Below are 21,181 nucleotides of genomic sequence, written 5' to 3'. Positions count from 1 at the left end.
CGGGGGGCCCCCCCCCGCGCGCCGCCGCGCCCCCCCCCCCCCCCGCCTCGGGGAGAAACCGCTGGCGGTCCGAACCTGGCCTAGCTGGTCAGGCGGGTGGGGCCGGGTCGAACGGGCCCTGCGGGCCGTAGGCGGCGACCTCGGTGTAGATCGCCGGGCGACGCTCGGGGTCCTGCAGCGGACGCAGCGGGGAGGTCGTCCCGCGGTGGTTCGCGCCCTGTTCCCACGCGCTGAACTCGGCCATGCTCGACCACACGCTGACGACGGCGTACCGCGTGGGATCGGACACCGAGCGCTGCAGGGTGTTACCGAGCAGGCCGGGCGTGCCGACCAGCTTGGAGCTGATCTCGTGGTAGGCCCGCTCGACCACGCCGGGTTCCCCCGCCGGGTCGACCGCCCACAGCATCACCCGCACCCTGGCCGCCGGGGCGGCCGGGGCGGACTGGTTGTCGTCGGCCACGGGGCTAGCCGGCCGCGGGCACGGGCTGGGATGCCGTGCCCACCAGGTGGGCGAGCACCGAGCCGGTGGCCATGGTGCCGCTGGCCCGCAGCGGGTGCAGGATCTTGCGGTGCGTCAGGTGGCCCTCGCTGAGCTCGAACTCGCGGAAGCTCGCCTCGTCCACCCAGTCACTGATGATGAAGTAGGTGCCCAGCTCGTCCTCGGAGCGCACCAGCCACTGGCCGAGGTTCGCCGGGTGCGAGGTGATGCCGTCGCCGATGTTGAGCCAGGTCTGCTCGAACTCGGCCTCACGACCCGGGTGGATGCGCATGGTCAGCATGATCCGGAAGGGGGATGTGGCTGCCATCAGATACCTCCGTCGACGGTGAAGGTGGCGCCGTTGACGTAGGACGACACGTCGCTGGCCAGGAACAGCACGACCGCGGCGACCTCGTGGGCCTCGCCGAGGCGGCCGAGCGGGATGCGGTTGGTGTAGGCTGCGCGGGCCGCGTCGGGCATGCCGGCGGCCTGGTCAGTCTCGATGACGCCGGGCGAGACCAGGTTCACCCTGATGCCGCGGCCGCCCAGTTCCTTGGACAGCGACCGGGTCAGCCCGATCAGTCCGGTCTTCGCCGCGGTGTAGTGGGCCCGCAGCGGCACGCCGACCAGACCCGCCCCGGAACCGATGTTGATCACCGATCCGGAGTCGCCGAGCAGGGCCAGCGCGCCCTGGGTGACCAGGTGGGTGGCGGTCAGGTTGGTGGCCAGGACCTGGGTCCAGGCCTCCAACGGCAGCTGGGCGTACGGGACGTGGCTGATCGTGCCGACGCTGTTGACGACGATGTCGAGGCCGCCGAGGTGGGTTCCGGTGGCCTCGAGCAGCTCGCCGATCTGGGCCGGGTCCGCGACGTCGGCCTGGACGAGCAGGTGGTCGCCGCCGGTGTCCTTGAGTTCGCGGCGCAGGCTCTCGGCGTCCTCGGTCTGGCGCTGGTGGCCGACGACGACGGTCGCGCCGGCCTGCGCGAGGCCGAGCACGACCGAGCGGCCGATTCCGCGGGTGCCGCCGGTGACCAGGGCGCGTCGCCCGGCCAGGTCTGGGAACATCGTTGACTCGTCTCCTTGGATCATGCTGACGGATGTCGGGACGTCGGGACGTCACGGGGTGCCGGGATGGCGAAACGTGGCGGTGGCGCGGCGTGCGGGACTGGGAGGTACGGGGGACGGGAGGTGGGGGTGGTCAGGCCGGCCCGAGGGCGCGGACGACGAGGCTGCTGTTGAAGCCGCCGTAGCCGCGGGCGTTGACCAGGACCGTGCGGACCGGGCCCGGCCGCACCTCGCGGACCAGGTTCAGGCCGTGCGCCGGGTCGGGGGTGTCGAGGTTGCCGACGGCCGGCAGCACGCTGTCCCGGATCGAGAGCAACGCGGTGGCCACCGACAGTGCCGAGCCGGCGGCGCACAGGCGTCCCACCAGGCCCTGCGGGGCGGTGACGGGCACCGGGCGGGCGCCGAACACGGCCCGGATCGCCGCCGCCTCCTGCGTGTCGAGGTCGGACGAGCCGGCGCCGTCGGCGAACACGACATCGACCTCGTCCGGTTCGACGTCGGCGTCGGCGAGTGCGCGGCGCATCGCGACGGCCAGCCAGCGACCGTCGGAGGCCGTACGTCCGTGCCCGAGCGCGTCCTGGGTCGCCGCGTAGCCGGCGATCTCGCCGTACAGCCGGGGCGCACCGCGCGCGGCGGCGGCCGCCGGGTCCTCGACGATCAGGGTCGCCCCGCCCTCCCCGGGCAGGTAGCCGTTGGCCCGCACGTCGAACGGCTTGTAACCGTCGGCGGGCGCCGTGGCCGTGCTGACCCGGCCGCTGGAGAGATGGCAGGTCAGCGCGTACGGGGTCAGACCCGATTCGGCGCCGCCGGCGAGCACCGTCGAGGTGCCGCGCCGGATGACCCGCCTGGCCTGCGCGAGGCTGTCCAGACCGCCGGCGCCGTCACTGACCACCACGCCGGACGGGCCCTTGAGCCCGTGGCGGATCGACGTCTGGCCGGTCGTCGCCGCGTAGAACCAGGCGATCGACTGGTAGACGCTGACGGCGGTCCGCCCCCTGGTCCACAGCCGTTCCAGTTCACGCTGGCCGAAGTCGTTGCCTCCCGACCCGCTGCCGAAGACCACCGCGGTGGCGTACGGCTCGTGGGCGCTGGGATCGTAGGCGGCATCGGCCAGGGCGAGCCGGGAGGCGGCCATCCCGAACCAGGTCCACCGGTCGGTCTGGACCAGGTAGCGCTTGTCGACGTGCGCCTCGGGTTCGAACCCGCCGACCTCCCCGGCCAGCCGGGCGTCGTAGCGGGACGAATCGAACCGGCTGATCGGGGCGATCCGCAGCTGTCCGCGCAGCGTCGACGCCCAGTACTCCTCGACGCCGATCCCGCTGGGCGCGACGATCCCCAGCCCGGTGACGACCGGACGCACGGCACCGGACACCGGCCGAGCCCATCCCCGGGCCTCGGCGGTCCCCGCCGCGGGGGCGGTCATCGGTCCGGACCGGTCAGGACGATGGCGGACTGGAACCCACCGAAACCGCTGCCGACCGACACGGCCACGTCCACCGTGTGGTCCCGGGCGGTGTTCGGGATGTAGTCCAGGTCGCATTCCGGATCACGAGTGGACCAGTTCGCCGTCGGCGGGACGACGTCGTTCTCGATGGCCAGCGCGCACGCGGCGATCTCCAACGAGCCGATCGCGCCGAGCGAATGGCCGATCATCGACTTGATCGAGCTCACCGGCACCTCGTAGGCCCGCTCACCCAGGGACCGTTTGAACGCGGCCGTCTCGTGCCGGTCGTTCTGCTTGGTCCCCGAACCGTGGGCGTTGATGTAGTTGATGTCGTGCGCGCCGACCCGGGCGGTGTCCATCGCGATCCGGATCGCCTCGGCCATCTCGACGCCGTCGGGGCGCAGACCCGTCATGTGGAACGCGTTGGAGCGCGACGCGTAGCCGGCGACCAGCGCGTAGATGTGCGCGCCGCGGGCGCGGGCGGCGGCGGCGTCCTCGAGGACCAGGACCGCGCTGCCCTCACCCATGACGAACCCGTCCCGGGTGGCGTCGAAGGGACGCGAGGCGTGTTCGGGATCGTCGTTGCGCGCCGACGTCGCCCGGATCGCGTCGAAGCAGGCCACCGAGATCGGGGAGATCGGAGCGTCCGAGGCACCGGCGAGCACGATGTCGGCCTCACCGTCGACGATCAGCTGCGCCCCGTAGCCGACGGCGTCGATTCCCGAGGTGCAGCCGGTGGAGACCACCGACGCCGGGCCGTGCGCCCCGAACCGGTGGGCCAGTTCGGTGGCCAGGCAGCTCGGAACGAGCGCGTGGTAGAGGAACGAACTGGCGTAGTGCGGGTCGACCTCCCACAGCCGGCCGGAGTCGGAGACCACGACGTACTCGTTCTCCAACCGGGTCGTCGCGCCCACCGCGCTGCCCAGGCAGACGCCCACCACCGGCCCGTCCCCACCGCCGTCGCCGCGGCGCTCGTCGCCGCTGGTCTCGGGAGCGGTGTCGTCGCCGCGGCGCAGGTCCAGGCCGCTGTCCTCGACGGCCTCCAGGGCCGCGGCCAGCGCGAACTGCACGAAACGGTCGTTGCGGGCGACCTCGCGCGCGGACAGTCCGGCCGCCCGCGGATCGAAGTCGCACTCGGCGGCCACCTGCGACCGGAACTGGGTCGGGTCGAACAACGACAGGCGGCGGGTCGCCGTCCGGCCGTCGGTCAGCAGGGTCCAGAACTCCTTGCGTCCCACTCCCCCAGGGGCGACCACACCGACGCCGGTGATGGCCACCTGTCGCGCTTCGCTCACGGCGTCGATCCAGCCGACGTACTACCGGCGTGCGGACCGGAGACGATCACGGGTGTGTGCGGCACGTGCGGGTTGGGGAGCTCCTCGGTGTCCACATGCCCGAGGTTCGGCCGGGGCGCCAGCGGGCTGAGGTGGAACACCAGGAACGCCGTCTCGTCGCCGGTGTTGACGATCCGGTGGCGCATCCCGATCGGGATGCACACGCCGTGATCGGCGGCGAGCTCGTGATGCTGGCCGTCCAGCCGGGCGGTGACGCTGCCCCGCACGCAGAACAGGAACTCCTCGGAGTAGGGGTGCCAGTGTTCGGTCACGACCTCCCCCGGTTCCAGGGTCAGCGTGCCGAAGAAGCCCGACGTGCAGCCGACGGTCGCCGGGGAGAGCAGGGTGCGCATGTCACCGCCGCGGCGCCGGTTGGGGGCCACGTCGTGGGTGCACAGGACCTTCGGAGTGGTGATCACGGGAGCGGTCATCGCCGTCGTCCTCCTCAGACCTGTTCCGGCACGCTGAGCGCCGGGCTCGCCGCACCGGCCGCGGCCAGCTCGACCTTGTCCCGGATCACCGCCATCTCCCGGGCGGTGTTGGCGTTGATGTTCTTCGTCATCTGCTCGTCGTCGACGGGAGCGGACGGGCGGAGGTGGAAGTCCTGCACCCAGCGCATCCGGGTGCCGGCGCCCTCACGGGTGTAGGTCCAGTGGATGTGCATGTACTCGAACGGACCGGTCTCGACCCGGTAGGCGCGGACCTCGTGGTTGACCGGGTCGAGCGTGCGCTCGGAGACCCAGCTCCAGGCCGTGCCGTTCTCGTCGGGGTGCATCGTCAGACGGAACCTGAAGGTGTTGGCGGTCGTCTCGAGGATCTCCACCGAGGCGTACTCGGTGAACAGCCGCGGCCAGGAGGCCAGGTCGTTGGTGATCGTCCAGACGGTGTCGATGTCGGCGTTGATGAGGATCGAGTTGTCGGTGTGCCCGCTCACAGCAGCTCCACAAAATCGGGGGAATCCGGGACGTAGGGCCTGACCGGAGGACGTCAGACCGGTTCGGGCGCACCCAGGGCGTCGTTCACGGTGGCCAGGATCTGGTCGAGCGTGAAGCCCGGTGGCATCTCACCCGGCAGTTCGACGCCGAAGCGGTCGGCGACCTCGGCGGACAGCTGCAGGTAGGCGAGCGAGTCGAGACCGATGTCCTCGAAGGTCACGTCCAGGTCGGCGGGATGATCCTCGGGCGGCAACCCGGCCTGTTCGGTGAGAAAGGTGAACAAGTCGTCGGCGGTCCAGTGGTGTGGCATGACGGTGGGCTCCTTGACTGGTCCGGGCAGGGGTGACCGGTCCGGTGCCGAAGGGCGGCGACGGACCTTCATCGGTGCGGATGGTGCGTGGGCCGACACACCGAGGTGGGCGGGCCCAGGTCCCGCGCTACGTTGCGCGGGCGAGGTATGGGGGTGGTGGCCAGGGTGTCCGCGGTGGCCGGGGTGTCCGGGCCGCCGGATGGCCGGGCGGAGTCCGCGCGCGGGGCCTGCGACCGCGACGGACCGCGACAGATGCCGAGCGGTCAGCGGGGGCCGGCGGGCGGCGAACCGGCCGGTGCGGGCCCGGCCCGGGCAGCGGGCCGCGCCACGGTGCGGGGGGCGCGGTCGACCACGGGCGATGCCGCGGGTGAGCGCCTCGCGGGCGGGCGGGTGCCAGGCTCGAAAGGACGACCGGAGCCGAGCCGGGGTGGCGAGCGGGCCGCGGAGGTGGGCTAGGCGTCCGTGGGCGCCGACCACTGGTAGAAGCTGCGCGCCATCGCGTCCCGCGGGCCGCGCCAGGTCTGTGGGTCGTAGGCCGAGATGTACCGCTCGAGCTTGCTGTTCACGTCGACGAACAACGGGTGGTCACGGACGTCGGCCACGGCGGGCGCGACGTCCGTGGGCGCGTCGATGAGGTGGAAGTACAGCCCGTGGAACGCGAACAGCTCACGCCGGGTGACTCCCACGAGACCGGGCAGCGCGCCCGCGTCGGACTCCGCGAAGGTCCGCGCGACCGCGGAGGCGTCCGCGGGGTCCATCCTCGCCACGATCAGGGTCCGATGTGTCGGCGGGACCGATGTCGTGACAACGGGCTGCGATCCGGCAACTGCGGGCACGGAAGGGCTCCTCAGACGCTCTCAGACGGTGACCTGTGGAAACAGGCCGAAACCGACACTCGTCAGTACTCGGCACATCGAGAGCATGCGACCACCCGCTGCCGCTGTCCTGGAATCTGCCTGGCAGCAAACTGCCAGGCAGCCAACTGCCAGGCAACAAAAAAACGACAGTCAATACCAGTAGAACCAAGGCATCATCAACTCAGGTGCCGCGGGTGTCGCGCCTACAACCAGCCGCGGCGCGTGGCCAGGGTGCCCGCCTGGAAGCGGCTGCGGGCGTCGAGTCGGGACATCAGATCCGCGATCATGCGACGCACGGTGCGCACCGACACGCCGAGGTGACGCGCCGCGGCCTCGTCCTTCACCCCGAGGCTGAGCAGCCGCAGCAACAGTCGCTCGGAATCGGAGGGACGGTCGTCCACGCCCGTGCGCGCGCCGTCCACCGCGGGCTCGTCGGCCAGCGGCTCGGCGGCGTCCCACACCTGCTCGAACAGAGTGAGCAGCACCGAGGTCAGCTCCGGGGTCCGGACCAGCAGCACCGGCCCGCTCGCCGCGCCGGACCCACCGGCGCCGCCACGCCCGATGCCGGCGCTGCCGCCCGGCCCGACCAGGGCGACCCGACCGTCGACGGTGGTCGCGTCCAGACGGGGGTCGTCCAGGACCCGTGCGACCAGACCGTGCGCGGCGACGGTGCGCACATAGCCGGCGCCGGGCTCGTCCAGGCGCATCGCCCGTGGCAGGACGCTGCGCATCACCACCCCGCGGCGCAGGGCCCGCAACGCGATCGGCAGCATGTCGGTGGACAGCGTCGGTGTCAGGCCGCGGCGGGTGTGCAGGGTGAGCACCTCCCGCTCGGCCCGCCCCATGATCGCCAGAAGCTCGCCGCGGGCCTGGTCGGGACTGTCGATGCGCTGCACCTCCACCCCGCCGCGGTCGGGTCGTCCCTCGAGGTAGTCGGAGACGAACTCGCCGATCTGCGCCCGGGCCCGCACCAGCCGCTCATGGCGTCGGATGAGCTGCTCGTGCTGGGACTGCAGCAGATGGTCCAGGCTCGCCTCCGGGTGCATGGCGACGAAGTGCCCCGAGCGTTCCCGGGAGGCCAGCAGCAGACCGAGTTCCAGCAGCCGGTCACGTACCCGGCCCACCTCCCGGACCGGCTGGTGCAGCAGCCCGGCCACCTCGGCCACCGTCAGGGAGGAGTGCCGTAGCCAGATCCGGTAGGCGGCCAGGGTGACATCGTCGAACTCGAGCAGATCGGAAACCCTGCCCGGGGCCGCACTGTGGCTCTCGGTGGTGCTCACCCTGATCTCTGGGGCAGCATCGGACGTCCGGCCTGTTCGGCCGAGACCATGTCCAGGGCATGGCGCACCAGGGCGACCAGTGCCTGGCGGACCGACTCGCGCTGGCGGGCGTCGCAGAACACCATCGGACGGCGGGGGTCGAGGTCCAGGGCCGCCCGCACGTCCTCCACCCGGTACTCCCGGGAACCGTCGAACCGGTTGAGCGCCACGAGGAACGGGATGTCGCGTTCCTCGAAGTAGTCGATCGCCGGAAACGAGTCGGCCAGGCGTCTGGTGTCCACCAGCACGACCGCGCCGATCGCGCCGAGGACGAGCTCGTCCCACATGAACCAGAACCGGTCCTGCCCGGGTGTCCCGAACAGGTACAGGATCACGCTGTCCAGCAGGGTGATCCGACCGAAGTCCATCGCGACGGTGGTCGTCGTCTTCGCGCTGACCGAGCTCGTGTCATCGATCCCGATGCTGGCCGCGGTCATCGCGGCCTCGGTGGTCAGCGGGGGGATCTCGCTGACCGCGCCGACGAACGTGGTCTTGCCGACGCCGAAGCCGCCAGCAATGATGATCTTTACCGGATGTGGTGACGCGGTCTCCGGTGACCGCGGCCTAGAGGGCCTGTAGTCCATCGAGCACCCTTTCGATGAGGGCTGCGGAGGGGCGGTCCGAAGGTCGGGCCGGCCGGGCCACCGTGACCAGGCCGCCGTCGAGCATGTCGCCGACGAGGACCCGCACGACACCGACCGGGAGATCCAGCCGGGCCGAGATCTCCACGATCGACTGCACCCGGTGACACAGCAGCGCGATCGCACGCTGTTCGGCCTCCAGCGTCGCGGTCATCAGCCGTCCGTTGGGCGTGGTGGTCACGAGCGCGACCAGCTCCAACGCCCGGTTGGTCGGGCGGGTCCGGCCCCCGGTGACGGCATAGGGGCGGACGACCGGACCCGCTTCTTCGTCGAACCATTCCTCGTCGTACGACATACCGGTCCTCCTGCCTCGCGAGTTGGTGTGGTGTCGGGTCGGGTCGGGTCGGGCAGGGGTCGACCCGCGGACGAGGTTCACGGCCGCACCCCCGTCGGCCGGTGACACCGCCGCTACAGCGGCAGCGCGGACTGCATCTGCGCGCGTAGCTCCGGTGTCAGGAACTCCCCGACCCTGGTCACCAGCAGGGCCATCTCGTAGGCGATCAGCCCGATGTCCGCGCCGGGGCTGGACAGGATGGCCAGGCACGAGCCGTCACCGACCGCCGTGACGAACAGGAAGCCCTCGTCCATCTCGACGATGGTCTGGCGGACGTTGCCGCCACCGAAGAACCGGCCGGCACCGCGGGCCAGGCTGTTGAACCCGGACGCGACGGCGGCGAGCTGGTCGGCGGTAGCCCGGTCCATCCCGTACGACGTCGCCAGGAGCAGGCCGTCGGAGGACAGAGCGATCACGTAGGTGACTTCCGGCACCTTCTTGACAAGGTTGTTGAGCAACCAGCTCATGTTCTCGGACGGTCCCAGCGGACGCATCTCAGGTCACCCTTCCCACATCGTCGCTGTCGTTCGTGTCCTGTCCGTCCGCGAGCCCGCGGCCGAAGTTGCTCTGGAAGGACGACATCATGGAGCGGATCTCCTCCGGGCTGCGCTGCGCGGCCAGCGGTGCGGGGGTCTCCCGGGCCGCGTCCCTGCGTAGCTGCGGAGCGAGGCTCGCCCGTCTGGTCCGCTGCGGCAGTCCCTGCGCCTCGGGCTCGTGCGATCCCAGGTCGTCGAGGTCCGGGACGCCGTTGCCGTTGCCGCGGGCGGGCGGCTGCGCCCGCCGCAGCGGCGTGAGCGGCCCCGCGGCGGGGGCCTCGCCCCGGCCGGCACCGGTCGGGTACGGCTCGGGGAGCTGTCCGCCGCCGGTGCGTGGCCCGGTCTGGCGGCTCAGCGGCGCGGTGAGCGGGTCCCGTCGACCGACGAGTCCATGACCGGACGGCTCGCCGCCCGCACCGCCCCACGAGGGTTCCCCCCGGCCGGACGGACGGGCCAGCGGGTCAGCCGGGTCAGCCGCCCCGATCGGGCCACCCGGCACACCGAACGCGCCCGGCCCGCCGGCGGCGGGGAAACCACCCGGTCGGCCGGGGGCGCCCAGGGCACCCTGGCCGCTGGGCGCGCCCGGGTCGCGGCCGGTGGCGGACAGGCCCTCCGGCACGAACGCGTTGCGTCCGCCCCGGGCTCGCCGGCTGGGCAGCGCCGGGAACTCCGGTCCACCCGCCTCGTCGGGCCCCAGCGGGAAACCGCCGGGATGGCCGGGTTCCGACCCGGACCGCGATTCGCCCAGGGGGTCACCGGGGCCACCCGGGCCGCCGGGGCCGTGCGGGTGGTCGTCGCCTGGCTGATCGCCGCGTTCGGAGGTGAACCAGCTCGATCGGACGGTGGCGAACACCGGCAGGTCGTCCAGCAGCGGCTCATCCGAGCCGCTGCCACCCGCGGCCGGCGAGCGCTCGCCACCGCGCGCCGACGTGTCCACCGGCCAGCCCTGTTCGGTCTCGCCGCCGGCCGCGCCGAACGACTCGTCCGCGGGCTGTTGCGGCGTGACCAGCGGCTGGGTCGGTGCCGGCGGCGCCGCGAACGGCCCGGTCGGGGCCAGCGCCTCGGCGCCGAACGGACCGCCCGGGTCGGCGCGACCGACCGTCGTGTCGGCGTCGAAGCCAGCCGCGTCCGGGTCAGCCTCGCCGGCCGGCTCGGGAACGGCGGCGAGGGTGAGGTCGGGTCGCTCGGTGCCACGCAGGTCGGTGTCGCCCCCGGTGGGATCGATGACGCCGCGGGAACGGTCGAGGTCACGCGCCGGCGCCGCCGATCGGCCGCGGGCGTCGCGTAGCCCACCCGGGCCGCGGTGGGGACGCGCGGACCTGGTCGGGCCGGGGAAACCGTCCTCGTCCAGGGCCCCACCGTCCAGCGCCGGCACCGCCGGCGCGGGCAGCGCCCGGACCGTGGCGCCGCCGCCGGTCGCCCGGCTGTCCTCGGGGTCCTCCACCTGGCGTAGCAGCGTGCTCGGGACCAGCACGATCGACATCGTCCCGCCGTAGGGCGAGGGGCGCAGCCGCACCGACACGCTGTGCCGGTCGGCGAGGCGACCGACGACGAACAGGCCGAGCCGCTCGCTGGTCGACAGGTCGAACGGCGGCGGGTTCGCGAGGCGGTCGTTGAGGGTGTGGAACTCCTCCGGGCTCATTCCCAGGCCGCGGTCCTCGACCTCGATGACGAAACCGTTGGACACCTCGTGCCCGGTGACCTGAACCGGCGTATGAGGCGGAGAGAAGGAGGTCGCGTTTTCAATGAGTTCGGCGAGCATGTGAATGATGTCACCTACCGCGTGGCCGCTGATGGCTCCGCCGTCGATCGGCATCACACGAACTCGGGTGTAGTCCTCGACCTCGGCGACCGCACCGCGCACCACATCCTTGATGGCAACCGGACGTCGCCAGCCACGGGCGGGTTTGGAACCGGACAGGACGATGAGGTCCTCGGCGTGGCGGCGCATCCGGGTGGCGAGATGGTCGAGGCGGAACAGTTCCTCGAGCTCGTCGGGGTCGGTCTCCTTGCGCTCCATGCTGTCAATGATCTTCAGTTGCCGGTGGATCAGTGCCTGGCTTCGGCGGGCGAGGTTCAGGAACGTATCCCCGATGCTCTTGCGCATCGCGGCCTGTTCCACCGCGGTGCGCACGGCCACCGCATGCACGGTGGAGAACGCATCGGCCAGCTGGCCGATCTCGTCCGTACTCTGAACGCCGACCGGGAATACCTCGGCGTCCATATCGACCGGCTCGCCTCGGTGCAGGCGCTCGACGACTCCGGGAAGTCGATCATTGGCGACCTCGAGCGCGCCCTGGCGCAGGCGCCGAAGGTGGCGGATCATCGGGCTCGCCACGAGCAGCGAAATCACGACGGACAGGATGAGGATCACCGCGACGCCGGTTCCACCGAACAGGGCGTTCCGCGTCGCCGACCGGGACAGCTGGCGGCTCGTTCCACCCAGGTCGGTGGCGATACGCGTCTCGACCTCGTGCATCGCGTCGATTTTCTTGCCGACGGTGCTCAGCCAGGTCGCCTGGGTGATGGTCACCGGCTGCTGGCGCTGGACGTTGCCGACCGTCTCGTCCCGCATGGCAGTGGCCGCCGCGATCGTGCGTCCGACGGTGACGTTGTAGAAGGACTGCTCGTCGGGTGTCGCCGTGGTGCGGAACTGCTGCAGCCAGGCGTCCTCGGAACCGGCCGAGGTCTGGATCAGCCGCAGCGTCGTCGGGTCGGTCTGCCCCAGGATGATCACACGGGCGACCGCGCCACGCTGCTGGGCGGCCTGCTCCTTGGCCTGGGAGATGGCCACGAGGGTGGTCGCGCCGTTGACCAGGCGGGCGTCGTGGCTACCGGCCGCGACCCGGCCGTTGAGCGAGAGCAGGTCTCGGACGAGCTCGTTGTAGTAGTCGTTGTTCTGGTCCACCTGGGCCTGGTGGCCGTCGATGGCCCTGCGCTGGGCGGCCAGTCGCCCCAGCCGCGCGGAGATCGAGTCGAGCGTGCTCGCCAGGGTGTCCCGGGCGTCGGAGGGCAGGTCCGTCTCGCCGGTGCGATAGGTCCCCAGCGCCTGGTCGACCGGGCCACGCGCGGCGGTCGCCGCCTCTCCCTGGGCCTCGGCCAGGTAGGACGAACCAACAAAGGAGTTAGCGGCGAAACGTTCGACCTGCAGCGCCGCTACCAGGCCGTTTGCTTTGATCGCAAAGCCGGCGAGTGCCTTCGTGCGGTTCGCGGCCCGGACGTTGTCGACGTTCCCCCGCACCTGTATCACGCTCAGTACCGCCAAGGCGGCCAGGGGGACGACGAGAATCACCACGAGCTTCGAGCGGATGGGCCAATTCTGGAGCATCCGGTCCTCTCGTCCGGCACCCGGCAGTTGGGCGCCTCGTGTGCGGGGGTGAGTGGTTCTGGTTCAGCGGGACATGTCCCCGAAGGACCACACGTGGGGGCGATCGGCGGCCGGATTCGTGGGCACGGTGCCGTTCGTCGGAGTGCTTTTTACGGGGCTCGGGCAACTCTAGCGAGGGGATTCCGACTACCTCGTTAGGGGCGCCCCTTGTCGACAGAAAGGCGGTGGTGCGTTGCAGGCCGTGACGACTATTCGCGCGCCGGATGATGTGGCATCGGTGACCCCTGAATGAATTCGGGGTAGCGGAAGGCAGACAGCCTCGGAGCACCGAAACGAACCCGATCCGGCAGTGACTGGCACGGGCCAGCCCGAACTGGCGGCATGACTGCGACGCAAACCCGCCGATCGGCGCTCGGCGGCAACAACACGCGAACACCGAGGTTGCTGGAAGCCCATCAAAAGGTCCCGGGATGCACAGCCATCCATCGAGCTGGACCCGGAAGCGACCAGCCAGGCTCTTTGCTTGCTGTGAAGAGCGGGCTTCGGTGCGGCCCGTGCCCGCCGCACCCGTCGCCGTCGGCCGGTCGGCCCGTCAGACCGGCTGGAACGCCGCCCGGCGGACGACCCGTCCGGGCTGGCGCGGTACTGGTCCGGCGACACTCGTCCTTTCGCTACCCACCCCGATGACCTTTCAATCCACCCGGTGGATTCAGGACGTCGACCGGGTCGGACGCACCCGGTGGACCAGAGTCGACTGGCCCACGGTGGCCACCAGCGCGCCGGTGTGGTCGTACATCGAGGCCCGCAGCTGCGCGACGTTGCGCACCACCGCCTCCACCCGCACGTCCAGCAGGATCCACTCGCCGCTGGGCACGGCGACGACCCGCAGATGGTTGTCCAGGCTCGTGCCGTAGGTGATGTCGCCCAGCGCCTCGATCAGCGCGACCGGAGCGAAGTCGCCAAGGACCGCGAGCGCCGACGCGGTGAGTTCGGCGTCGGCGAGCACCCGACCCGACGGGCCGGGGGTACGCATCCGCAGCCACAGTGCGCTGCGCCCGCGGCCGGGGGTGCCATCCAGCGTGGTGCGCTGCGGCCGGGCCCAGCGCTGCTCGACCAGCGACATCACGCCCCCGCGATCGAAGGTCAGCCAGTCCGGGAAGGTACGCGGCGGGCACTGCGACGGCGGCGGGGCCCAGTCGGCCGCGGGTGCGAAACGGGTGACGTCCTGGCTGCGACGGCCGAACGTTCCGGTGGTGACGAACACGACCCGACCGTCCACCGTCGCCCGCACCACCGCCTGGGACAGCCCTCCGTACGGCTCCAGGGCCAGTTCCACCGCCTCGCCGGCCTGCACCGGCCCCAGGAAGTGCGTCTGCGCCCACAGGCACTCCCGACCGCCACGGCGGCGCACCACCTCGATCGCGGCGGCCAGACCGCACCCACCCCACAACGTGCCCCGGGTGTTACGCAGATGGCGGGCGGCGACGAAACGCCCAGGCCCAGCCTGGGCGTCCACCGTCAGCCCGAGCAGTTCACCCAGGGCGACCGGCCCCGGCTCGTCCACCGACCGCCCCCGCGACCGACCTCTTCCCCCGCCCGTTCCCCCGCCCGCGACCGCGGCTGTGCCCGGACCTGTGCCCACGTCCGCAGCCGTGGCCGTGGCCGTGGCCGGCACCAGCTCGACGGCGGGAGCGGACAGGGCGCCAGGTTCGCTCAGGTCTGCCACGGTCCCCATCCTGGCAGGACGCCTCGCCCTGACGGGCCCCACGCCACGGCAGGTTCTCCCCCTGCGACCGGCCGACCTGTCCGCGACTCCCGAACAGCCACCCCGAGCATCGCGCGACCGCGGGTGCGTGACGGTGCGGTGCGTATCGGTGCGGTGCTCGGGAAGCGGGCGGCCGGGAAGCGGGCGGCGGGGAATCGGGCGTCCTGGCCTGCGGCCAGGCGCGGAGGCGGGCATCGTGCATCTGACCGCACCGACCGACCTACCAGGATGGTGAGCACACCCGTGAGCGAGCACATTCACGTCGATGTCGACGACGGTGTCCTGACACTGCGCATCGCTCGTCCCGCCAAGCGCAATGCCCTCACCCAGGAGATGTACGGCGCGCTCGCCGAGGGATTCCTCCGCGCCGAACGCGAGGACACGATCCGGATCATCCGCCTGTGCGGCCAGGACGCGACGTTCACCGCGGGCAACGACCTCGCCGATTTCCTGGCCGGTGGGGCACTGCGGACCGACGGCCCGACGCTGACGTTCCTGCGCGCGGTCGCGGCGACGACGAAGCTGCTGGTGGCCGAGGTCGACGGCCCGGCGGTCGGCATCGGCACGACGCTGTTGCTGCACTGCGATCTGGTGTACGCCAGCGCTCGGGCCGTCTTCGCCCTGCCGTTCGTCCCGCTGGGTGTGGTGCCGGAGTTCGGTTCGAGTCTGCTGCTGCCGCGCCGGGTCGGGCCGGCGGCGGCCGCGCGGTTGCTCTACTTCGGGGAGCCCTTCGACGCGGCCGAGGCGGCCCGGCTGGGCCTGGTCACCGAGGTGCTGCCCGACGCCGACGCGTTGCGGGCCCGGGTCGACGACCGGATCGCGGCCCTGCTCGCCCAGCCGGCCCAGGCACTCGCCGCCACCCGCGCGTTGCTGCATGACTCCGACGGGCCCCAGGTGCTGGCCCGGTTGGAGCAGGAGGCCGTGCAGTTCGCCCGCCAGCTCGCCGCACCCGAGACCCGCGCCGCGATCGAGGCCCGGCTGCCGGGACGGGCCAGGCGATGAGGACGACCACATAGGCTGTCGAAACACGCGACGATCAGCGCCGGAACGGCCCGGGCCCGCTCCCGGAACCCTCGGTGCGGTGGGGGGACACCAGGTGCGATCGGGGACGGTGGGCCGATGAGCGGCGGTGGCCGATGAGCGGCGGTGGCCGATGAGCGAACCGGCGGGGGCGGCCCTGCCCCGCGGGACGGCGGACGAGCCGGGGTTGCGCCAGGCGTTACGTCGGATGCGGTTGATCGCCACCGGGCTGCTCGCCACGGTGGTGGCGATCTACCTGGCGGCCCAGGCGTGGCACAACCACGGTGGCCCCGCCTGGGCGGGCTATGTCGCCGCCGCCGCCGAGGCGGGTGTCGTCGGCGCGCTCGCCGACTGGTTCGCGGTGACCGCGCTGTTTCGTCATCCACTCGGCCTGCCCATCCCGCACACCGCGATCATCCCGCATCGCAAGGACGCCCTCGGGCGTGGCCTGGAGAACTTCGTCAGCACCCATTTCCTGGCGCCGGACGTCGTACGGGACAAGGTCGACGGGATCGGGGTCGCGGCCCGGGTGGGGACGTGGCTGCGGGAACCGGCCCATGCCGAGCGGGTCGCCGCCGAGGCCGCCGGGCGGCTGTCGACGGTGATCGCCGGGACGAACGACGACCTCGTCCGCGAGATCGTCGACCGGGCGGTGGTGCCACGGCTGGTGGAACGGCCCTGGGCGGGCACCCTCGGCGCGATCCTGCAACGCGTGCTGGACGCCCGGATGCACGACCGGCTCGTCGAGCTGATCCTCGCCGAGGTCGAACACTGGCTGCTGCACAACCCCGAGACCTTCAGCCGGCTCATCCTGGACCAGGCTCCGGCCTGGACCCCGCAGTGGCTGGACGAGGCCGTCGCGGCCAAGGCGTACGACAAGGCGCTGGAGGCGCTGGCGCAGATCCGGGCCGATCCCGAGCACCGGGTGCGCACGACCCTCGATCGTTTCCTCGCCGATCAGGCCACCCGGCTGCGCACCGACCCGAGCCTGGGCGAGCAGGTGGAGCAGATGAAGCAGCGCTGGCTGGCCCGGCCGGAGGTCGGGCAGGCCGTCGCGACGATCTGGGCGACGACCCGGGCGATCCTGCTCGATCTGATCACCGATCCGGACAGCACCGCCCGGGTGCGGGCCCGCACCGAACTGGCCGCCTTCGGCGCCCGGCTGGTCGAGGACCCCGACCTCGCCCGCACCGTCGACCAGGCTGCCGCCGACCTCGCCGCCCGCGCCGTCGCCCGCTACAAGGGGGACATCTCGGCGATCATCGGGGACACGGTGGCCAGCTGGGAGCCCGCAGAGACCTCCCGGCGCATCGAACTGCACGTCGGCCGCGACCTGCAGTTCATCCGGATCAACGGCACGGTCGTCGGCGCGCTGGTGGGTCTGGTCATCCACACCCTCACCCAGCTGCTGCTGTGACGGCCACGATCTGCGACGATCCGCAGGCCTGATCGCCAACCCAGGGTGGGCACAACGACGTGCGAGACCAGCCAGATCCACCCAGCGCGCCGGGTGTGCCGGGTGTGCCGAGCCCCACGCACGCCGGATCTCCCGGATCTCCCGGGCCCCCCGCGACCGGGGAGCACGGTCAGCCGGCCCCGCCCGGCCGTGCTGTGCGACCGGTCACACCTGGCCGGGTAGCCCGTTTCGTCCGTTCCCCACACCGACCTGGCCGGCCCACGGGGGCACGGCCCGTTCGGGTGGTGAACCCCGGTGTCCGCCGCGCGGTTCGCCCCCGTGCGCGGACGTCCGCGCGTCCACCCCAGCACCCACCTCCGTGGTCTGATCCGTGGTCTTCCGGGTGGTCTGCTGGCCGGCCGCTGGGGCGGTCCCCGGGGCGGGGACGGCGACGGGGCCGGCCGGTCGCCGTGGGGCCCCGCCCGGTCGGGGGGATCGTCCGGGTCGCTGCGGGCTGGGCGGCGTTCGCCGGGCTGATCGCCCTGCTCTGGGTCGGGATGATCAGCCGGATCGGGCACTACGACGTGGCGGTGTTCCTGCGCGCCGGGGCGGCCATCCAGTCCGGTCACAACCCGTATCCGACGCCGGGGACCGCCGCGGTGTACTCCGGCTCGGCCTTCGTCTACCCGTATCTGACCGCGTTGCCGTTCGTCCCGTTGTCGTCGCTTTCCGCAGCCGGCGATCTGTTCGTGGCCGGGTCCGTGCTCGCGGTGCTGGCCGGGGTGCGCCTGGCCGGGGTGCGGGACCTGCGCGTCCACGCGCTGGTGCTGGCCGCGTCCACGACGGTCATCGGCCTGCAGATGGGAACGTTCAACGCCCTGTTGTTCGCGGCGCTCGCGCTGGCCTGGCGGGCCCGGGACCGCGCACTGGCATGTGGCACGGTGGTGGCCCTCGTCATCTACAGCAAGGTCTTTCTGGTACCGCTGCTGGTGTGGCTGCTGCTGGCGCGGCGGTGGCGGGCGGCGGGGGCGGCCGGGGCGGTGCTCGCGGCGCTGATCGGCGTCAGCGCCCTGGTCAGCCCCCTGGGTCTGGTCGACTACGTGGAGCTGTTGGGTCAGCTTGGCCGGGTGGAGGCGCGGGCGGGGATCAGCCTTACCGGGCTGCTCACCGGGGTGGGCCTGTCGATCTCGACGGCCGGCCGGCTCGCGCAGCTGGCCGCGTTGGCGGTGCTGGCCGGCTGCTGGTGGGCGGCGCGGCGCGGCCACGACGAACGGCTCGCCTACACCGGTGGTGTCGTCGCGGCGCTGCTCGCCTCGCCGGTCGTGTGGTGCCATTACCTGCTGTTGCTGGTCGCGCCCCTGCTCGCGCTCAGCCGTCCCGTCACCCCTCACCCACGGGACGGACAGCACCCGGGGGACGTACCGGACCCGGAGGGCGGACGGGACACGCGAGGTGGACGGGTTCCTCGGGACCGACGGCCCGTCTCGGCCGGGCCGATCGCCCTGTTCGCGGCCGGCTCCTGGCTGCTGGTCACGCCGCACCGCACCACCGGCACCGATCTGGCCGTGACCGCCGTCATCGGCCTCCCGCTGGTGCTGTCCTGCCTGCTGAGCCCGGGTCCGGACAGGACCTTCGGCGCTCGGCGCAGGCCGATCCGCCCGGACGTGACCCTGGTCGCGTCCCGGACAGTGCGCACCATCACGTTTGGCCTGCTGATCCTCGGTCTGGCCGCCGTGCACGCGGCCGACGCACGGGCCGCCGGACCGTACGCGGTCTGCGTCGGACTGGGCGTCATCCTGGCCTTCGCGGTCCGTAGTACCGCGACACCCTGGGCTATCCCGACCTCCGGCGGCCTCACCGCGACGCCCACCGAACCGGGCCCCGCCGACCGGGTCAGCACGGACGAAGGGCCCCTTCCACACCGGCGGACTGGCGCACCGTGACCGGGCGGACCGCCACCCACGGGTATGCACCGGCTCGTTGCACCCTGCCGACGGGCCCCGCACATCCGATCGCCGAGGTACCGTGAAACACGACGACGGCCGCAGCGGCTGTCCGCGCCCGGCTACATGGTCGGGTGTGCGAGGTCGGTGCGAGCGCCAAAGCGGGATTTTCCCGCCGTTGGGTCCGGTCGCGGAGCCGGCCGTACCCCGGCCGCCGGACGATACAAACGGGCTTGTGCAAACCTCCGCACTTGTCCTACTGATCTCATGGTGGCCCTGACCTGATCGGCGGATCCCTCTGTCTCAGCATGGAAACTCCCAGTCTCTCGCTGCCCACCGCCAGCCGCGCCCGCCCCGGGGCCGTGGCGGGCCCAGCGGTGCCGGTCGCGGTTCCAGCCGCGGCTCCCGGTACGGCGGCGGCTCACGCTTCAGCGGTCCGGCCCGTCCGGCCGCTCCTGCCCTGACCACCCGTGAACCTCGCCCCCCGGCGGAGACCTTCGAGGCCGCTGGTCTGCCCAAGCGGCTGATCAGGGCCCTCGCCGAGCGCAACATCGCCGCACCGTTCGCGGTGCAGGCGGCGACGCTGCCCGACGTGCTGGCCGGAGAGAACGTCCTCGGCCGGGCCCGTACCGGCTCCGGTAAGACGCTGGCCTTCGGCCTGCCGATCCTCGGCCGCCTGGCCGAGGGCGGCCCGGCGACCCCGCGTCGGCCCCGCGCCCTGGTGCTGGTGCCCACCCGCGAGCTCGCCCAGCAGGTCAACGACGCCCTCGAGCCGCTGACCCGCGCACTGAACCTGCGGATGGCCCCCGTCTACGGCGGAACCTCCATCAGCCGGCAGATCTCGGTACTGCGCCGCGGCGTGCACCTGGTCGTGGCCACCCCGGGTCGCCTGACCGACCTCGTCGAGCGAGGCGCCTGCGAGCTCGGTGAGATCGAGATGACCGTCCTCGACGAGGCCGACTTCATGTGCGACCTCGGCTTCCTGCCCGCGGTTCGGGCCCTGCTGGACGCCACCCCCTCCGGCGGGCAGCGGCTGTTGTTCTCCGCGACGCTCGACCGTGAGGTCGAGGTCCTGGTGCGCGACTACCTGCCCGACCCGGTGCTCGTCGCGATCGACTCGGAGACCTCCCAGGTCACCACGCTCGCCCGGCACGCCCTCGAGGCGCCTGACCGGACCGCGCAGGTCGAACTGGTCACGGCGCTGGCCGGTGGCTCCGGGCGAACCCTGGTGTTCGTACGGACCCAGCGCGACGCCGACCGGATCTCCGAATCGCTGTGCCGCGCCGGTGTTCCCGCCGAGCCGCTGCACGGTGGGATGCCCCAGGGCGCCCGCACCCGCGCGCTCGCCGGCTTCACCGACGGGTTCTACCGGGTGCTGGTCGCCACCGACGTCGCCGCTCGCGGCATCCACGTCGACGGCATCCGCCTCGTGGTGCACCTCGGCCCGCCCGAGGACGCCAAGACCTACCAGCACCGCGGCGGGCGTACCGCCCGGGCCGGCGCCGACGGCGCCGACGTGCTGGTCACCCTGCCCGCCGAGCGGGGCAAGGTGCGCGGTCTGCTGCGCGCGGTCGGTATCGAGGCCCGCCCGCTTCCGACCAAGCCCGACGACCCGGTGATCCTGGAGCTGGCCGGCCCGCCGGCACCCCGGGTGAGCCCGGACGCGATCCCCAAGGCACGGGCCGCGAGTTCCGCGGCGGCTCGGGGGCCGCGTTTCAGCGGCGCACGCACCGGCGGTTCCACCGGTGGGCGTGACGGGGAGCACCGCAACGCCCGCCGCGACGGTGGTGGCCACCGCATCGGCGGCCGTCCCACCTCGGCCCACGGCCGTCCGCAGCGTCGCCCCGCCGCCACCGTCACCGCCACTCAGGCACCGGTCACCCCCAGCGCCTGAGACCCGGCACCTGCTCGTCGCCTCTCGCTCGTCGCCTGGCCCGTCGGACCGTCCTGATCGTGGACGTCTGACAAGGGACGTCCACTGACGTCCAGGGTCAGGCACCCGATGGCGCCGTCGCCCGGATTCCCGTCCGGACGGCGGCGCCATCTTCTTTTTCCGGCCCCGTCCCGCCCGGCCCCGTCCCGCCCCGGGGCATCGGTCGGCGGGCCGTGACGGGTCGGTGATGGGGTCACGGTTCGAATCTGTGGTGTGACCAGCGACACCTGACGTCCTGGGGTGGGCCGTCCCCTGGATACCGTTTTGGGGACAGGTGCCGACATCACTGGAAGGAGCGTGCGCGTGGAGCAACAGCAGTCCTCCCCGCTGACCGCGGGTCTGCCCGGGTCGATCCCGACCGAGCCCGCCATCGATGGAGCCACCGCGGTGGAGACCGACATCCGGGTCGCCCCCGCGTCCCTCGCGAACCCGAAGCGGCTGCGACTGGGAGCCTCCCCCTCCCTGTGACCCGGCCAGGGCCGGCGACGGGCGGCCGCCGCTCATGCGGCCGACCGCACGACCCCTTCGCACGCGCGTGCACGC

20 protein-coding genes are annotated in these 21,181 nt (G+C 72.5%); 5 read left to right on the top strand and 15 right to left on the bottom strand.

The window, feature by feature from the left end; translation table 11 throughout:
* Positions 1 to 88 precede the first annotated feature (88 nt).
* The 15 genes from MXD59_RS17005 to MXD59_RS16935 form a co-directional block, all read right to left on the bottom strand.
* Positions 89 to 406, bottom strand: a complete 318-nt coding sequence (locus MXD59_RS17005) for an antibiotic biosynthesis monooxygenase family protein (protein WP_248825728.1) — start codon at positions 404 to 406, stop codon at positions 89 to 91.
* 58 nt (positions 407 to 464) lie between these two features.
* Positions 465 to 806: an antibiotic biosynthesis monooxygenase family protein gene (locus MXD59_RS17000; RefSeq protein WP_163550820.1), complete on the bottom strand. Its 342-nt coding sequence runs from the start codon at positions 804 to 806 to the stop codon at positions 465 to 467.
* Positions 806 to 1,543, bottom strand: a complete 738-nt coding sequence (locus MXD59_RS16995) for an SDR family NAD(P)-dependent oxidoreductase (RefSeq protein ID WP_163550819.1) — start codon at positions 1,541 to 1,543, stop codon at positions 806 to 808. The genes MXD59_RS17000 and MXD59_RS16995 overlap by 1 nt, the downstream gene beginning before the upstream one ends.
* A gap of 133 nt (positions 1,544 to 1,676) precedes the next feature.
* Positions 1,677 to 2,966, bottom strand: a complete 1,290-nt coding sequence (locus MXD59_RS16990; RefSeq protein WP_248825688.1) for a beta-ketoacyl synthase N-terminal-like domain-containing protein — start codon at positions 2,964 to 2,966, stop codon at positions 1,677 to 1,679.
* On the bottom strand, positions 2,963 to 4,282 hold the full coding sequence (locus MXD59_RS16985; RefSeq protein WP_308301731.1) for a beta-ketoacyl-[acyl-carrier-protein] synthase family protein: 1,320 nt from the start codon (positions 4,280 to 4,282) through the stop codon (positions 2,963 to 2,965). Before MXD59_RS16985 ends, MXD59_RS16990 begins: the two co-directional genes overlap by 4 nt.
* Positions 4,279 to 4,752 (bottom strand): cupin domain-containing protein, encoded by a 474-nt coding sequence (locus MXD59_RS16980; RefSeq protein ID WP_248825687.1) that lies wholly within the window; start codon positions 4,750 to 4,752, stop codon positions 4,279 to 4,281. The genes MXD59_RS16985 and MXD59_RS16980 overlap by 4 nt, the downstream gene beginning before the upstream one ends.
* A 14-nt stretch (positions 4,753 to 4,766) precedes the next feature.
* Positions 4,767 to 5,255 (bottom strand): SRPBCC family protein, encoded by a 489-nt coding sequence (locus tag MXD59_RS16975; RefSeq protein ID WP_248825686.1) that lies wholly within the window; start codon positions 5,253 to 5,255, stop codon positions 4,767 to 4,769.
* Positions 5,256 to 5,308: 53 nt separating this feature from the next.
* Positions 5,309 to 5,566, bottom strand: a complete 258-nt coding sequence (locus MXD59_RS16970) for an acyl carrier protein (RefSeq protein WP_248814791.1) — start codon at positions 5,564 to 5,566, stop codon at positions 5,309 to 5,311.
* Between the two features lie 452 nt (positions 5,567 to 6,018).
* Positions 6,019 to 6,402 (bottom strand): TcmI family type II polyketide cyclase, encoded by a 384-nt coding sequence (locus tag MXD59_RS16965; RefSeq protein WP_372512114.1) that lies wholly within the window; start codon positions 6,400 to 6,402, stop codon positions 6,019 to 6,021.
* Between the two features lie 224 nt (positions 6,403 to 6,626).
* Entirely contained in the window at positions 6,627 to 7,703 is a 1,077-nt protein-coding gene (locus MXD59_RS16960) for a LuxR C-terminal-related transcriptional regulator (protein WP_248825684.1), read from the bottom strand.
* On the bottom strand, positions 7,700 to 8,326 hold the full coding sequence (locus MXD59_RS16955; protein WP_248825683.1) for a GTP-binding protein: 627 nt from the start codon (positions 8,324 to 8,326) through the stop codon (positions 7,700 to 7,702). The genes MXD59_RS16960 and MXD59_RS16955 overlap by 4 nt, the downstream gene beginning before the upstream one ends.
* Positions 8,307 to 8,678 (bottom strand): DUF742 domain-containing protein, encoded by a 372-nt coding sequence (locus MXD59_RS16950; RefSeq protein WP_248814787.1) that lies wholly within the window; start codon positions 8,676 to 8,678, stop codon positions 8,307 to 8,309. Before MXD59_RS16950 ends, MXD59_RS16955 begins: the two co-directional genes overlap by 20 nt.
* A 113-nt stretch (positions 8,679 to 8,791) precedes the next feature.
* Entirely contained in the window at positions 8,792 to 9,211 is a 420-nt protein-coding gene (locus MXD59_RS16945; RefSeq protein ID WP_011437246.1) for a roadblock/LC7 domain-containing protein, read from the bottom strand.
* Position 9,212: 1 nt separating this feature from the next.
* Complete coding sequence (locus MXD59_RS16940; protein WP_248825682.1) at positions 9,213 to 12,581, bottom strand: sensor histidine kinase; 3,369 nt, start codon at positions 12,579 to 12,581, stop codon at positions 9,213 to 9,215.
* A 709-nt stretch (positions 12,582 to 13,290) separates the two neighbouring features.
* Positions 13,291 to 14,307, bottom strand: a complete 1,017-nt coding sequence (locus tag MXD59_RS16935; RefSeq protein WP_248825681.1) for an acyl-CoA thioesterase domain-containing protein — start codon at positions 14,305 to 14,307, stop codon at positions 13,291 to 13,293.
* A 282-nt stretch (positions 14,308 to 14,589) separates the two neighbouring features.
* Here MXD59_RS16935 and MXD59_RS16930 point away from each other — a divergent pair, with 282 nt between their 5' ends.
* The 5 genes from MXD59_RS16930 to MXD59_RS16910 all read left to right on the top strand — a co-directional run bounded on the left by MXD59_RS16930 (position 14,590) and on the right by MXD59_RS16910 (position 21,106).
* Positions 14,590 to 15,348 carry an enoyl-CoA hydratase-related protein gene (locus MXD59_RS16930; RefSeq protein ID WP_248825680.1) on the top strand — a complete coding sequence of 253 codons (759 nt, stop codon included), beginning with the start codon at positions 14,590 to 14,592 and terminating at the stop codon, positions 15,346 to 15,348.
* Between the two features lie 151 nt (positions 15,349 to 15,499).
* Positions 15,500 to 16,783, top strand: a complete 1,284-nt coding sequence (locus MXD59_RS16925) for a DUF445 domain-containing protein (RefSeq protein ID WP_248825679.1) — start codon at positions 15,500 to 15,502, stop codon at positions 16,781 to 16,783.
* Positions 16,784 to 17,232: 449 nt separating this feature from the next.
* Entirely contained in the window at positions 17,233 to 18,705 is a 1,473-nt protein-coding gene (locus tag MXD59_RS16920; RefSeq protein ID WP_248825678.1) for a glycosyltransferase 87 family protein, read from the top strand.
* A gap of 568 nt (positions 18,706 to 19,273) precedes the next feature.
* A complete protein-coding gene (locus MXD59_RS16915) occupies positions 19,274 to 20,599 on the top strand; it encodes a DEAD/DEAH box helicase (RefSeq protein ID WP_248825677.1) in 1,326 nt (441 codons plus the stop codon).
* A gap of 342 nt (positions 20,600 to 20,941) precedes the next feature.
* The gene (locus MXD59_RS16910) at positions 20,942 to 21,106 is read left to right on the top strand and encodes a hypothetical protein (protein ID WP_175087740.1); all 165 of its coding nucleotides are present in this window, start codon (positions 20,942 to 20,944) and stop codon (positions 21,104 to 21,106) included.
* Positions 21,107 to 21,181 lie beyond the last annotated feature (75 nt).

Source organism: Frankia umida, assembly GCF_023242945.1.
Taxonomy (GTDB): Bacteria; Actinomycetota; Actinomycetes; order Frankiales; family Frankiaceae; genus Frankia; species Frankia umida.
Note: the sequence above shows the minus strand (reverse complement) of the source record. Positions and strands in the feature narration are given on the sequence as shown.

Excerpts from the sequence above, each read along its gene's own strand:
- MXD59_RS17005 (WP_248825728.1), bottom strand. The coding sequence starts at position 406 with ATGCTGTGGGCGGTCGACCCGGCGGGGGAACCCGGCGTGGTCGAGCGG.
- MXD59_RS17000 (WP_163550820.1), bottom strand. The coding sequence starts at position 806 with ATGGCAGCCACATCCCCCTTCCGGATCATGCTGACCATGCGCATCCAC.
- MXD59_RS16995 (WP_163550819.1), bottom strand. The coding sequence starts at position 1,543 with ATGTTCCCAGACCTGGCCGGGCGACGCGCCCTGGTCACCGGCGGCACC.
- MXD59_RS16990 (WP_248825688.1), bottom strand. The coding sequence starts at position 2,966 with ATGACCGCCCCCGCGGCGGGGACCGCCGAGGCCCGGGGATGGGCTCGG.
- MXD59_RS16980 (WP_248825687.1), bottom strand. The coding sequence starts at position 4,752 with ATGACCGCTCCCGTGATCACCACTCCGAAGGTCCTGTGCACCCACGAC.
- MXD59_RS16970 (WP_248814791.1), bottom strand. The coding sequence starts at position 5,566 with ATGCCACACCACTGGACCGCCGACGACTTGTTCACCTTTCTCACCGAA.
- MXD59_RS16955 (WP_248825683.1), bottom strand. The coding sequence starts at position 8,326 with ATGGACTACAGGCCCTCTAGGCCGCGGTCACCGGAGACCGCGTCACCA.
- MXD59_RS16950 (WP_248814787.1), bottom strand. The coding sequence starts at position 8,678 with ATGTCGTACGACGAGGAATGGTTCGACGAAGAAGCGGGTCCGGTCGTC.
- MXD59_RS16945 (WP_011437246.1), bottom strand. The coding sequence starts at position 9,211 with ATGCGTCCGCTGGGACCGTCCGAGAACATGAGCTGGTTGCTCAACAAC.
- MXD59_RS16940 (WP_248825682.1), bottom strand. The coding sequence starts at position 12,581 with ATGCTCCAGAATTGGCCCATCCGCTCGAAGCTCGTGGTGATTCTCGTC.
- MXD59_RS16925 (WP_248825679.1), top strand. The coding sequence starts at position 15,500 with ATGAGCGAACCGGCGGGGGCGGCCCTGCCCCGCGGGACGGCGGACGAG.